Origin of the sequence: Mycobacterium sp. (assembly GCF_019247615.1) — a bacterium.
GTDB lineage: Bacteria > Actinomycetota > Actinomycetes > Mycobacteriales > Mycobacteriaceae > Mycobacterium.
In genome coordinates this window covers 1-12,845 of sequence record NZ_JAFBAT010000019.1, presented here as the reverse complement: position 1 = coordinate 12,845, position 12,845 = coordinate 1, and the positions used below count along the sequence as shown (strand labels likewise).

Below are 12,845 nucleotides of genomic sequence, written 5' to 3'. Positions count from 1 at the left end.
TGCTCGCTCCAACCATTAGGGCCGCGGTGCAAGATGAGGGCATGCGGATCGGAATTCTCACCGGGGGCGGCGACTGCCCCGGGCTCAATGCCGTAATCCGGGCGGTGGTGCGCACCTGCTACTCCCGATACGGCTCGTCGGTGGTTGGGTTCCAGGACGGGTGGCGCGGGTTGCTCGAGAACCGGCGCATGCAGCTGGCCAACGACGACCGCAACGACCGGCTGTTGGCAAAAGGCGGGACCATGCTCGGCACCGCGCGCGTGCACCCCGACAAGCTGCGGGCCGGGCTGAATCAGATCAAGCAGACCTTGGACGACAACGGCATCGACGTGTTGATCCCGATCGGCGGGGAGGGCACCCTGACCGCCGCCCACTGGCTGTCGGAGGAGAACGTACCGGTGGTCGGCGTGCCCAAGACGATCGACAACGACATCGATTGCACCGACGTCACTTTCGGCCACGACACCGCGTTGACCGTGGCCACCGACGCCATCGACCGCCTGCACAGCACCGCCGAATCCCATCAACGGGTGATGCTGGTGGAGGTGATGGGCAGGCACGCGGGCTGGATCGCCCTCAACGCCGGACTGGCCTCCGGCGCGCACATGACCCTGATCCCCGAGCAGCCCTTCGACGTCGAGGAGGTCTGCCGGCTCGTCAAAAGGCGCTTCCAGCGCGGGGATTCGCACTTCATCTGCGTCGTCGCCGAAGGCGCCAAGCCCATTCCCGGGTCAATCAGCTTGCGCGAGGGCGGAATCGACGAGTTCGGCCACGAGCGTTTCACCGGCGTCGCGGCCCAGCTGGGCGTCGAGGTGGAAAAGCGGATCAACAAGGACGTGCGGGTGACCGTGCTCGGCCACGTTCAGCGGGGCGGCACACCCACGGCCTACGACCGCGTGCTGGCCACCCGGTTCGGCGTCAACGCGGCCGACGCCGCGCACGCGGGTGAGTACGGGCAGATGGTGTCGTTGCGTGGCCAGGACATCGGGCGGGTGCCGCTGGCGGACGCGACGCGCCAACTCAAGCTGGTGCCCGAAAGCCGCTACGACGACGCGGCGGCTTTCTTCGGCTAGGGTCAACCAGGCGGTGCTGCTACGGGCTCCGTGCCAGATGCGCGGTTTTCGGCCGGTCGGGAGCGGTTATACCCAGCGGCCGACGCCGAGCGCTCCGGCTGGCGAGGACTGTTGCGCCCAGGGTTGTCCGCGCACGTCGCGGCCACCGTAGTGTTGCCGTTCGATCGGCACGTGCATGACGGCAAAGAAATCAGCCTGGATCGGTTGAGCAAGGAAAGCCGTCGCAGCTATCTGGAGATGGCAGCCGTGCTGGCCGACGTGTTCCCCGCAGCGGGTATGGAGCCCGGCCTGCGCCTGGCGGCCGGGCGCCCGCCACATCGGATGTGATCGGTCGGCCACCATTACGATCGTCGGCATGAGTGTTGCCGCCGGGCCTGAGTTGCTCGACTACGACGACGTCACCGAGCGTTTTGATCCGGTCCTCGGTCTCGAGGTGCATGTCGAGCTGTCCACCGCGACCAAGATGTTCTGCGGTTGCGCCACCGCATTCGGCGCCGAACCCAACACCCAGGTGTGTCCGGTATGCCTGGGCCTGCCCGGCTCCCTGCCGGTGCTCAACCAGGCCGCCGTCGAGTCCGCGATCCGGATCGGGCTGGCGCTGAATTGTGAGATCGTCCCCTGGTGCCGATTCGCCCGGAAAAACTACTTCTATCCGGACATGCCGAAGAACTATCAGATTTCGCAGTATGACGAGCCGATCGCCGTCAACGGCTACCTCGACGCGCCGCTGGAAGACGGCACCACCCGGCGGGTGGAGATCGAGCGGGCGCACATGGAAGAGGACACCGGCAAACTCACTCACCTGGGCAGCGAAACCGGCCGCATTCACGGCGCGACGACGTCGCTGATCGACTACAACCGCGCCGGCGTGCCGTTGATAGAGATCGTCACCAAACCGATTGTCGGAGCTGGAGAACGGGCCCCGCAGATCGCCCGGGCCTACGTGACGGCCTTACGCGACTTGTTGCGCGCCTTGGATGTTTCCGACGTCAGGATGGATCAGGGGTCGATGCGCTGTGACGCGAACGTCTCGCTGATGCCCAAGGGGACGTCCGAGTTCGGGACCCGAACCGAGACCAAGAACGTCAACTCGCTCAAGAGCGTCGAGGTCGCCGTGCGTTACGAAATGCAGCGCCAGGGAGCGGTCTTGGCCGCCGGCGGCCGAATCATCCAGGAGACCAGGCACTTTCACGAGTCCGGATACACCAGCCCGGGCCGCACCAAGGAGACCGCGCAGGATTACCGGTATTTCCCCGAACCCGACCTGGAACCCGTTGCGCCGAGCCGCGAGTGGGTCGAGCAGTTGCGGCAGACCATCCCGGAGCTACCGTGGTTGAGCCGCAAGCGGATTCAGGATGAGTGGGGCATTTCCGACGAGGTCATGCGCGATCTCGTCAACGCGGGAGCCGTCGAATTGGTGATGGAGACCGTCAAACACGGCGCATCCAGCGAGCAGGCGCGCGCCTGGTGGGGAAGCTTCTTGGTCCAGAAGGCGAACGAGGCGAACATCGGATTGGACGGGTTGGCCATCACGCCGGCCCAGGTCGCCGCCGTGGTGGCGCTGGTCGACGAAGGCAAGCTATCCAACAAACTGGCCCGCCAAGTCGTCGAGGGCGTGTTGGCCGGGGAGGGTGAGCCCGAGCAGGTGATGACCGCCCGAGGTTTGGCGCTGGTGCGCGACGACTCGGTGACCCAGGCCGCCGTCAACGAAGCCCTGGCTGCCAATCCCGATGTGGCCGAAAAGATCCGCGGCGGCAAGGTGGCCGCGGCCGGTGCGATCGTCGGTGCGGTGATGAAGGCCACCCGCGGGCAGGCCGACGCGGCCCGGGTGCGTGAACTCGTCCTCGCCGCCTGCGGCCAGGCCTAGCGGCAAGCGCGGCGCAGCCGGACGCAGTGGGTACCCCCGCGAAGCCGGGGGACGGGTCGGCGTCATCGGGCTTAGACGTTCTGCCGCCGGCGAACTGGGGCATACCGGACACGGCCCGGACGCTGAGCCGGTTATGCCTGACGACGATCACGAAGCCCTGGACGCGTACTCCGCCGTGGTCACCGCGGTAGCTGACACGGTGCTGCCCAGCGTGGCGAGCCTGGCGGTGCAGACGCGGCGCGGCGGCGCCAGCTCCAAAGGCGGGGGCAGTGCAAGCGTCATCACGGCCGACGGTTACCTGCTGACCAGTGCGCACGTCGTCGCCGGGGCCGGCTCCGCCGAGGCGACGTTCGCCGATGGCACCGCAGTGGCCGCCGATGTCGTCGGTCGGGACGAGCTGTCCGACCTGGCCGTGCTGAAGGCGCGCGGCGCCGTTCCGCCGCCCGTCACCCTGGGACGAGCCGAAGACCTGCGCGTGGGACAACTCGTGGTGGCGGTGGGGAACCCGATGGGTCTGGCCGGCAGCGTCACCGCCGGCATCGCGTCCGGCCTCGGGCGGTCACTGCCCACACGCGAAGGCCGTGTCGTCGACGAGGTGATCCAGACGGATGCCGCGCTCAATCCGGGCAACAGTGGGGGCGTACTCGCCGACAGCCGTGGCCGGATGGTCGGGGTGAGTACGGCGGTCGCCGGTGTCGGCCTGGGCCTGGCCGTGCCGATCAACTCCTCGACCCACAGGATCATCGCGGCGCTCATGCACAACGGTCGGGTGCGGCGCGCCTGGCTGGGCATCGCCGGAGCGCATGTCCCGGTGCCGCCGGCCGTGTCGGCCAAGCTCGGCACCTCCCACGGCCTGCAGGTGGCCAGCGTTGTCGCCGGCAGCCCGGCCGCCAAAGCGGGCGTGCGGCGCGGCGACATCGTGGTCAGCGTCGACGGGCGGCGCGTCGTCACCGCGACCGCGATCCAGCAGCTGATGGTCGAGGACGCGATCGCACGCCGGATCGAGATGACGGTGTGGCGCAACGGCGCGCTCGTGGACGTCGTGGTGGTGCCCCTGGAGTTGGCCGGCTGATCGCACGAAAACCGGGTTGAACGCCACCGCGCGGATCCATGATTGTTGGCGTGGCGGACGAATCCTTCGACGACTTGATGGCGATGCTGGATTATCCGGCCTTCGTGGTGACGACTCAGGCCGCCGGTGTTCCCGCAGGATGTCTGGTCAGCTTTGCGACCCAGACGAGCGTAGAGCCGTCAACATTCATGATCGGCGTCTCCAAGACCAGCCACACCGTGGAGGTGGCGAGCCGGTCCCAGCACCTCGCGGTGCACGTGCTGGCCCGCCACCAACGCGTGCTGGCCGAACTGTTCGGTGGCCAAACCGGCCATCAGGTCAACAAATTCGATCGGTGCTCGTGGCGCGCCGGTCCGCAGGGAATGCCGATCCTGGACGACGCGATCGCATGGTTCGTCGGTAGGACGCTGAATTGGATGGACGCCGGGGATCACGTCGCCTTCCTTCTGCAACCCATCGCTACATGGGCACCCGAGTGCTCCGAGGATCCGCTTTACCTGTCGGATCTCGACGACTTCGAACCGGGCCACGAGGATTCGCAGCGGCTACTCACCAGCACACCCAGTGACATGGCGCGGCGATACGGCCTGAGGTTCACGCTCGACGGCCTGTGACTGCCGGCTGATCAGGTCTTGTCGTCGTTGTTGCGCGGGAAGCCGCCGCCCTGCGGAAACAGCGGGAACACCACGTCGTCCAGCTTCTCGGCGTCGCCGGCCGTCTTGTTAACCGTTGCGCCCCAAACGTTTCCGTCCGGTGACATCCGCAGGGCCCATGCATGGGCGTGGGTGTCCTTGCGGACCACGTCGGGTTCACCGGTGACCGCACCGGTTTTCGGCGCGAGGCGGACCGCCACCGTCAGCTTGGTGTTGATCAGATTGACCAGCACCGTCCCGTCCATTGCCGCGCAGCCGGCCACGCCGGGCTTGTCCGGCCACGTCCACACCGTCGACACCTGCGAGGTCTTGGTGATGCGCTGCAACCGGTCGGCCGTGGGGGTGCGGTCGGCGACATACAGCGAGCCGTCGACGGGGTCGATGCACAGCCCGCCCGCGGCGCCGACGCCCGACAAGGCCGTCGTCGGCGGCGCCTGGCCGATGGTGGTCGGTTGCTCGATGCGCAGCACCTTGCCGGCCAATGACTTGGGGTCGGCGGCCAGCGCCGGGTTGCCCGCGTCGCCGGTCATCACCACCAGCGTGGTGGGGCTGGTGAAGATCAACGCCCCGGTGTTCCCCGTGGCGCCCTTCGGGATCCCGGTCAGGATGTCCTTCGGTACGTCGCCGTCGGCGATGCGGATCACCCGGTTGTCGCTGGGCGTGCTGACGTAGGCGTACATCAGGCGGTCCTGGTTGTAGGTGGGCGACAGCACGATGTCCATCAAGCCACCGTCGCCGGACGGGTCGACGGGGATGACCACCTTCACCTTGGGCTCGGCGCTGACGGAGATGTCCTTCACCGCACCGGTTGTGCGTTCGGCGACCAACGCCGTTTTGCTGTCGGCGCCCATGATGAGGCCGCTGGTGGATTCCAGGCAGCCTTGCATCACCCCCGGCGCCGGGCACTGTTTGGGAAAGGGCGTGGGCGGCAGCGGCGGCGGCGGGGGCGGCGTCGAGCTGGGCTGAGGCTTGAGTACGGGATTGGTGGTGAACGGTTGAGATTGGGCGTCGTTGAACCGCGCGCACCCGCTCGAGGCGAGCACCACCGCGCAGAGGGCAGCGAGCCCGCACCGAAGCGACCGCCGTATCCGCATGACCGACAGGCTACGGACAGTGCTGGCACCGCCGCCACATCACCCCGCGGGCGCCTGCGGGCGCTCCAGAAAGCTGTCGGCACCGCAAGGGCGTTCACCCGCTCCGCAGTCCTTCCGCCGGGCACGAAAGGCGATTTGGAGCCAATCCGGGCCCATTTGGCAGACTAAACGGCGAAAGCGCCGCTCAAATCCCCGATTCAGGCCCATTTGCCCTTACCCTGACACGCGTGACCAGTCAATCGAATGACGCACATTGGAGCCGGCCCAGTGAATCCCCGGAACCAATACCGGCGCGTCCAGCCTCGGCGCGTTTGGTCGACCCCGAAGACGATCTGACACCAGTGGGGTATCCGGGCGACTTCGGAACCACCACCGTCATCCCGCAGCGCGACCTTGCGGCCGCGGGTGGTGGAGCGGGCGGGGGGTATTCGCTGCTCGACCAGCAGGAGCCCTTGCCGTACGTGCAGCCCCAGCCGGCGGCCCCGCAGCCGGTGCAGCCACCCGAAGTCGACACCTACGAGGACAAGGGCAGGGCCGGCGTTGCCGACCGGCGCGGCACCCAACATCTGGGTTTGCTGGTCTTGCGGGTTGGCCTCGGAGTCGTGTTGGCCGCCCACGGGCTGCAAAAGCTGTTCGGGTGGTGGGGCGGCGGGGGGCTGACCGGTCTGAAGAATTCGCTGTCCGATGTCGGCTACCAGCACGCCGACATCCTGGCCTACGTCAGCGCGGGCGGGGAGATCGTTGCCGGCGTGCTGCTGATCCTTGGACTGTTCACCCCGGTCGCCGCGGCGGGCGCGCTGGCGTTCCTGATCAACGAGCTGCTGGCCACCGTTTCGGGTGGCCCGCGTTCGCAGGCGTTCTCGTACTTCCTGCCCCACGGCCAGGAATACAAGATCACCCTGATCGTGCTGGCGGTCGCGGTCATCCTGTGCGGGCCGGGCCGCTATGGCCTGGACGCCGGCCGCGGTTGGGCCCTGCGGCCCTTCATCGGGTCGTTCGTGGCCCTTTTGGCCGGCATCGCCGCCGGCATCGCGGTGTGGGTGCTGCTGAACGGGGTCAATCCGATCGCCTGATGCTCAGCGGTAGGGATTGGGCACCCTTCCCGAGCTGGCCTCCGTCAGCTGCGGCAGCGTCGCGAACGTCACCGCGGGCAAGCGCAGCTCGGCACCGCTTTTGAGGCGGGCGCGTGCCCAGGATCCACGGTGAAAGCGCAGCCCGTCGATGTCGTCCCAGCGCACGGTCTGGCTGCCGAGCAGGGTGCGAACGGTCACCCCCTGCTCGTCGGCGACGGTGCGGAGCCGAACGATCAACGCCGACAAGACAACCGGGAGCAGCAGCAGCGGCGCCGAGGGCGGCCAGGCGAGCACCGGGATGAGCAACCCCAGGGTGAAGAACCCGACGGCGAGGTGGGCCATCGGCGAAACCTTGATCACCACGGGCGAATCAGTAGCCACCCTCGCATCATCGCACCGCGCCCGGCTCCCGGGCGCGGGGCACCGCGCGCCGGCACCGGATTTGACTCCTGAGCTGTGCGAAGGTTACCGTCGGACGCTATGGACACCGCCGGAAAGCCCGGAATGCTCGTAGTACCCTTAGTCGGCGCGTTGGTGCCTGACTAGCCTTCGGCATTTGAAGCGATCCAGCACCAACGCGCCAGCCCTCGTACAGCAGCCCAGCTGACGGGGGTTTTTTCTTGCGCAGCAACGAGACTCCCGAGAGTGAATAGGACCCGACGACAGTGAGCGCTCCCACCAGGCCCCCCGGCACGACGCAGAGCGCGGCCGACATTGCCTCCGATGCGGTGAAACCCGCCGCGAAAGTTCCGGCCGCACCGAAACGCCTTGCACCGGAGCAACTTACCGGTGCCCAGTCGGTCATCCGGTCACTCGAGGAACTCGACGTCGAGGTCATCTTCGGAATCCCCGGTGGCGCCGTGCTTCCGGTATATGACCCGCTGTTCGACTCGAAAAAGCTGCGCCACGTGCTCGTCCGCCACGAGCAGGGCGCCGGGCACGCCGCCAGCGGATACGCCCACGCCACCGGCAGGGTCGGCGTGATGATGGCGACGTCGGGTCCCGGCGCCACCAACCTGGTCACCCCGCTGGCCGACGCCCAGATGGACTCGATTCCCGTCGTCGCCATCACCGGGCAGGTGGGCCGCGGGCTGATCGGCACAGACGCCTTCCAGGAGGCCGACATCTCGGGCATCACGATGCCGATCACCAAGCACAACTTCCTGGTACGCTCCGGCGACGAGATCCCGCGGGTGATCGCCGAGGCGTTCCACATCGCGGCGTCGGGCCGTCCGGGTGCGGTGCTCGTCGACATTCCCAAGGACGTGCTGCAGGGCCAGTGCACCTTCAGCTGGCCGCCGAAGATGGACCTGCCCGGCTACAAGCCCAACACCAAGCCGCACAACAGGCAGGTCCGCGAGGCCGCCAAGCTGATCGCGGCAGCACACAAACCGGTCTTGTACGTGGGCGGTGGGGTGATCCGCGGCGAGGCGACCGAGCAGTTGCGCGAGCTGGCCGACCTGACCGGCATCCCGGTCGTCACCACGCTCATGGCGCGCGGTTCCTTTCCGGACAGCCACCCGCAGAACCTGGGCATGCCCGGTATGCACGGCACGGTGGCCGCGGTGGCGGCGCTGCAGCGCAGTGACCTGCTGATCGCCCTCGGCACCCGGTTCGACGACCGGGTGACGGGAAAGCTGGACTCGTTCGCACCCGAGGCCAAGGTCATCCACGCCGATATCGACCCGGCCGAGATCGGCAAGAACCGGCACGCCGACGTGCCGATCGTCGGTGACGTCAAGGCCGTCATCACCGATCTGATCGCGATGCTGCACCACCATGATGTTCCGGGGCACATCGAGATGACGGACTGGTGGGCGTACTTGCACAGCGTCCAGGCCACCTACCCGCTGAGCTACGGCCCGCAGAGCGACGGCAGCCTGAGCCCCGAATTCGTGATCGAGAAGCTGGGCCAGATCGCCGGCCCGGACGCCGTCTACGTCGCCGGCGTCGGCCAGCACCAGATGTGGGCCGCGCAGTTCATCTCGTACGAGAAGCCGCGCACCTGGCTGAACTCCGGCGGGCTCGGCACCATGGGGTTTGCCGTTCCGGCGGCCATGGGCGCCAAGATCGCTCGCCCGGACGCCGAGGTTTGGGCGATCGACGGCGACGGCTGCTTCCAGATGACCAACCAGGAGCTGGCCACCTGCGCGATCGAAGGCGCGCCCATCAAGGTGGCGCTGATCAACAACGGCAATTTGGGCATGGTGCGCCAGTGGCAGAGCCTGTTCTACGCGGAGCGCTATTCGCAGACGGATCTGGCCACCCACTCGCACCGCATCCCCGACTTCGTGAAGCTGGCCGAGGCGTTGGGTTGCGTCGGATTGCGTTGCGAGCGAGAGGAAGACGTCGTCGACGTGATCAACAAGGCACGCGAGATCAACGACCGGCCCGTGGTGATCGACTTCATCGTCGGCGCCGACGCACAGGTCTGGCCGATGGTCGCCGCCGGCACCAGCAATGACGAGATCCAGGCCGCTCGCGGCATTCGTCCGCTGTTCGACGACGAAAGCGAAGGGCACGTCTGATGAACAGCGCCGGCGACGATGCAGAGCGTAGCGATGAGGAGGAGCGGCGCATATGAACAGCGCACACACACCGCGAACGCACACCCTGTCGGTGTTGGTCGAAGACAAGCCCGGCGTGCTCGCGCGCGTGGCGGCGCTGTTCTCGCGGCGCGGCTTCAACATCGAGTCGCTGGCCGTGGGTGCCACGGAGCAGAAGGACATGTCCCGGATGACCATCGTGGTCTCCGCCGAGGAGACCCCGCTCGAGCAGATCACCAAGCAGCTGAACAAGTTGATCAACGTCATCAAGATCATCGAGCAGGACGACGCCAACTCGGTGTCTCGCGAATTGGCGATGATCAAGGTGCGCGCCGACGCGGGTAGTCGCAGCCAGGTGATCGAAGCGGTAAACCTGTTCCGCGCCAAGGTCATCGATGTGTCTCCGGAATCGCTGACCATCGAGGCGACCGGCGACCGCGGCAAGATCGAGGCATTCCTGCGCGTGCTGGAGCCGTTCGGCATCCGCGAAATCGCCCAGTCCGGAATGGTGTCGCTATCCCGCGGTCCGCGCGGTATGGGAACCGCAAAGTAGCTGAAAACAAAGGAGATACACCCGTGCCAGAGGCATTAGAGATGTTCTACGACGACGATGCAGACCTGTCCGTCATCCAGGGGCGCAAGGTCGGTGTGATCGGGTACGGCAGCCAAGGTCACGCCCATTCGCTGAGCCTGCGGGACTCGGGGGTGCAGGTGCGCGTCGGGTTGAAGGAGGGCTCGAAGTCGCGGCCCAAGGTCTCCGAGCAGGGACTGGACGTCGACACCCCGGCCGAGGTCGCGAAGTGGGCCGACGTCATCATGCTGCTGGCGCCCGACACCGCCCAGGCCGACATCTTCAAAAACGACATCGAGCCCAACCTGAACGCCGGTGACGCATTGTTTTTCGGCCACGGGCTCAACATCCACTTCGACCTGATCAAGCCGCCCGCCGACGTCACCGTCGCGATGGTCGCGCCCAAGGGTCCCGGACACCTGGTGCGACGCCAGTTCGTCGACGGCAAGGGTGTGCCCTGCTTGATCGCCGTCGACCAGGACCCGACCGGGCAGGGGGAGGCGTTGGCGCTGTCCTACGCCAAGGCCATCGGCGGCACCCGCGCCGGGGTCATCAAGACGACGTTCAAAGACGAGACCGAAACCGACCTGTTCGGCGAGCAGACCGTATTGTGCGGCGGCGTCGAGGAATTGGTGAAGGCCGGCTTTGACGTGATGGTCGACGCGGGTTACGCGCCGGAACTGGCGTACTTCGAGGTGCTGCACGAGCTCAAGCTGATCGTGGACCTGATGTATGAGGGCGGCATCTCGCGGATGTACTACTCGGTGTCCGACACCGCGGAGTTCGGTGGCTACCTGTCCGGCCCGCGCGTCATCGACGCCGACACCAAGGAGCGGATGCGCGCAATTCTGCGCGACATCCAGGACGGCAGCTTCGTCAAGAAATTGGTCGCCGACGTCGAGGGTGGCGGCAAGCAGCTGCAGGACCTGCGTCAGCGCAACGCCGATCATCCCATCGAGGTCACCGGCAAGAAGCTGCGCGGTCTCATGAGCTGGGTCGACCGCCCGATCACCGAGACGGCGTAACGGTTTTCGTGCGGCCGCCGCATCAGACCGAGCTGATGCAGAGCACTTCGTCGAGGGTGGCTGTGCAGAGTCTGGCGGCGGTGGCTCGGCGTCCGAGGGCCGCGAATGGTTCGGGGTCGACGTCGTGCACGCCGCCGGCACGGTCCAGTCGCGCGGTGTCGAACATCGCCGGACCGCAGGCCACTTCCTGGGTGAGGACATAGCGGCCGGTTTCGGGTGTGCGACGCACCGCGGCCTCGGGTGCGCTGGCGCCGGTGAGTTTGACGGCGTCGGCGAGGTTGATGCCCACCTGGAAGACCTGGGGTTCGGCTTGCAGCACGGCGCTCAGGCGGGTGATGAGGTTTTCGGGTGCAAAAAATCGCCAGCCCTCGCCCAGGTGTAGCCAGTACCGTCCATCGATCTGGCTGCGCAGCGCGGCCAGTTGGGCGCCGGGCCCTTCGGCGGGGCCGCAGCGGGCGAACTCGAGGAATCCGTAGCGTTCGCGCAGCCTGGCGCGGTCTTGGGCCGGCAGGCCGGCCTCGATGACGAGGAAGCGCCCGACGCGCGAGATGTCGGTGCAGCAGTTCACGAAGGAGTTCAGTGTGTGTTCGATGCGGGCCGGGTTGGGGCCCGCGACCAGGCTGACGACCACTTCTGTCTGGTGTGGGCCGGTGACCAGGTGCTGCAGGGATCGGATCAGCGACTCGGGATAGGCCGAGGCGGTTTCGATCATGGTCGCGGCGCAGACGTCGCGGTTGGCCGCGATCCGTTGCCGGTCTTGGTCGGGGATGTCGGGGCGGGCCAGCAGGCGCCGGTTCAAGGTGAACGCCTCGGCGCGCTTGTCGATCCAGGATGCGCACACCGCCTGCTCGTCGGCCGCCCGCCAGGCGTGAACGTCCGCAAGCACGAACAATGTGTCCTGTTCGGGTAGGGGGATTTCGGCGGCGCGCTGGGCGAACAGGTAGCCGAGGCGATAGCGTCCATCGAGGCGGTATCGACGCGCGATCGCATACAGCGGTTCGGCGCGGGTCGGCCGAAACTCCCACGCCCGCAAGTACGCATCTTGCACCTCGGGCCACGATGCACCGAGTTTCGGCAACACATCAGCGATCTGGTACCGCGCGTAGAAGACCTCCTCGTCCCAGCCGCCCATCTCGACGCGGCGCTCATACCACTTGCGCGCGTTCACGAAATCGTTGAGGTCCCAGTAACTCTGGGCCAGATAGAACACCGAGCGCGCATCGTCGGGGTTGCGTTCGACCTCGGCTAGCAACAGGTCGCGGTCGCGCGCATACTTCTGCGGATCCTGGTTGCGGGCACCGAGGCGACGGGATTCGATGTTGTAGTCGCCCTCGAGGCGCGCACCGACGAAAGGGCCGTCACACGTGACGTATTCGTGGACCACACCCGCATAGCGGGCGGGCAGCCCGTCGCGGAACAACAGGGGACGCCAGAAGGTGCCGAACGGGGACCGCTGCCGCATTTCGTACATGTCGGCGCCGAGCCGGCCGAAATCCAGTGTGCCGACGACGGTGTCGTCGGCGTCGATGACCCAGATGTAGTCGCCGTGGCCCTGTGCCAGTTGCAGTGCCTCGGACCGGTTGTGGCCGAAGTTGCGCCACGGGCGTTCGTAGAGCTCACCCGGAATGCCGCGGCGTGCCATGTAGTCGCGGATGAGGTCCTGGGTGCCGTCGTCGGAGCCGGTGTCCACAATCACCCACGAGCTGATGTAGGGCGCGACCGTGTCGAGCGTCTCGCGGATGATGTGCGCCTCGTTGCGCACGATCATGTTCAGGCAGATCGCGGGGCGTGCTTTTCGGTCGGGCACGGCCAGATCGTACCCGGCGACCACCAGCGCGGTTGTGGAATCTGGTCAGATGCGGCGGCCCTTT

At 67.1% G+C, this 12,845-nt stretch carries 11 protein-coding genes and 1 pseudogene; 9 read left to right on the top strand and 3 right to left on the bottom strand.

All coding sequences use genetic code 11. The features are described 5' to 3' along the window. The first annotated feature begins 41 nt into the window (after positions 1-41). The 5 genes and pseudogenes from JO059_RS01295 (at position 42) to JO059_RS01275 (ending at position 4,626) form a co-directional block, all read left to right on the top strand. Positions 42-1,073 carry an ATP-dependent 6-phosphofructokinase gene (locus JO059_RS01295; protein ID WP_293314119.1) on the top strand — a complete coding sequence of 344 codons (1,032 nt, stop codon included), beginning with the start codon at positions 42-44 and terminating at the stop codon, positions 1,071-1,073. Positions 1,074-1,196: 123 nt separating this feature from the next. Beyond that, positions 1,197-1,400, top strand: a pseudogene (locus JO059_RS01290) (MinD/ParA family protein); the annotation flags it as partial. A 13-nt stretch (positions 1,401-1,413) separates the two neighbouring features. Beyond that, entirely contained in the window at positions 1,414-2,940 is a 1,527-nt protein-coding gene (gene gatB, locus JO059_RS01285) for an Asp-tRNA(Asn)/Glu-tRNA(Gln) amidotransferase subunit GatB (protein WP_293314151.1), read from the top strand. A gap of 133 nt (positions 2,941-3,073) precedes the next feature. Continuing rightward, on the top strand, positions 3,074-4,012 hold the full coding sequence (locus tag JO059_RS01280; RefSeq protein ID WP_293314118.1) for a trypsin-like peptidase domain-containing protein: 939 nt from the start codon (positions 3,074-3,076) through the stop codon (positions 4,010-4,012). Between the two features lie 77 nt (positions 4,013-4,089). Further along, the gene (locus tag JO059_RS01275; RefSeq protein WP_293314150.1) at positions 4,090-4,626 is read left to right on the top strand and encodes a flavin reductase family protein; all 537 of its coding nucleotides are present in this window, start codon (positions 4,090-4,092) and stop codon (positions 4,624-4,626) included. An 11-nt stretch (positions 4,627-4,637) separates the two neighbouring features. On the opposite strand, the gene JO059_RS01270 is transcribed toward JO059_RS01275, so the two are convergent. Next, positions 4,638-5,759 (bottom strand): sorbosone dehydrogenase family protein, encoded by a 1,122-nt coding sequence (locus JO059_RS01270; protein ID WP_293314116.1) that lies wholly within the window; start codon positions 5,757-5,759, stop codon positions 4,638-4,640. Between the two features lie 227 nt (positions 5,760-5,986). Here JO059_RS01270 and JO059_RS01265 point away from each other — a divergent pair, with 227 nt between their 5' ends. Next, entirely contained in the window at positions 5,987-6,832 is an 846-nt protein-coding gene (locus tag JO059_RS01265; protein ID WP_293314114.1) for a DoxX family protein, read from the top strand. 3 nt (positions 6,833-6,835) lie between these two features. On the opposite strand, the gene JO059_RS01260 is transcribed toward JO059_RS01265, so the two are convergent. Further along, on the bottom strand, positions 6,836-7,213 hold the full coding sequence (locus tag JO059_RS01260) for a PH domain-containing protein (protein WP_293314113.1): 378 nt from the start codon (positions 7,211-7,213) through the stop codon (positions 6,836-6,838). Positions 7,214-7,497: 284 nt separating this feature from the next. On the opposite strand from JO059_RS01260, the gene JO059_RS01255 reads away from it, so the two are divergent. From JO059_RS01255 to ilvC, 3 genes are read left to right on the top strand one after another with little or no spacing between them, the layout of a single operon-like run. Next, the gene (locus JO059_RS01255) at positions 7,498-9,360 is read left to right on the top strand and encodes an acetolactate synthase large subunit (protein ID WP_293314111.1); all 1,863 of its coding nucleotides are present in this window, start codon (positions 7,498-7,500) and stop codon (positions 9,358-9,360) included. Between the two features lie 52 nt (positions 9,361-9,412). Beyond that, entirely contained in the window at positions 9,413-9,931 is a 519-nt protein-coding gene (gene ilvN / locus JO059_RS01250) for an acetolactate synthase small subunit (protein WP_293314109.1), read from the top strand. 41 nt (positions 9,932-9,972) lie between these two features. Continuing rightward, complete coding sequence (gene ilvC / locus JO059_RS01245) at positions 9,973-10,974, top strand: ketol-acid reductoisomerase (RefSeq protein WP_293314148.1); 1,002 nt, start codon at positions 9,973-9,975, stop codon at positions 10,972-10,974. A gap of 22 nt (positions 10,975-10,996) precedes the next feature. On the opposite strand, the gene JO059_RS01240 is transcribed toward ilvC, so the two are convergent. Then, the gene (locus JO059_RS01240) at positions 10,997-12,781 is read right to left on the bottom strand and encodes a glycosyltransferase (protein WP_293314107.1); all 1,785 of its coding nucleotides are present in this window, start codon (positions 12,779-12,781) and stop codon (positions 10,997-10,999) included. Positions 12,782-12,845 lie beyond the last annotated feature (64 nt).

Bases quoted from the DNA above. Each gene is read 5' to 3' on its own strand.
- JO059_RS01295 (WP_293314119.1), top strand. From the start codon at position 42: ATGCGGATCGGAATTCTCACCGGGGGCGGCGACTGCCCCGGGCTCAAT.
- JO059_RS01280 (WP_293314118.1), top strand. From the start codon at position 3,074: ATGCCTGACGACGATCACGAAGCCCTGGACGCGTACTCCGCCGTGGTC.
- JO059_RS01275 (WP_293314150.1), top strand. From the start codon at position 4,090: ATGGCGATGCTGGATTATCCGGCCTTCGTGGTGACGACTCAGGCCGCC.
- JO059_RS01270 (WP_293314116.1), bottom strand. From the start codon at position 5,759: ATGCGGATACGGCGGTCGCTTCGGTGCGGGCTCGCTGCCCTCTGCGCG.
- ilvN (WP_293314109.1), top strand. From the start codon at position 9,413: ATGAACAGCGCACACACACCGCGAACGCACACCCTGTCGGTGTTGGTC.
- ilvC (WP_293314148.1), top strand. From the start codon at position 9,973: ATGTTCTACGACGACGATGCAGACCTGTCCGTCATCCAGGGGCGCAAG.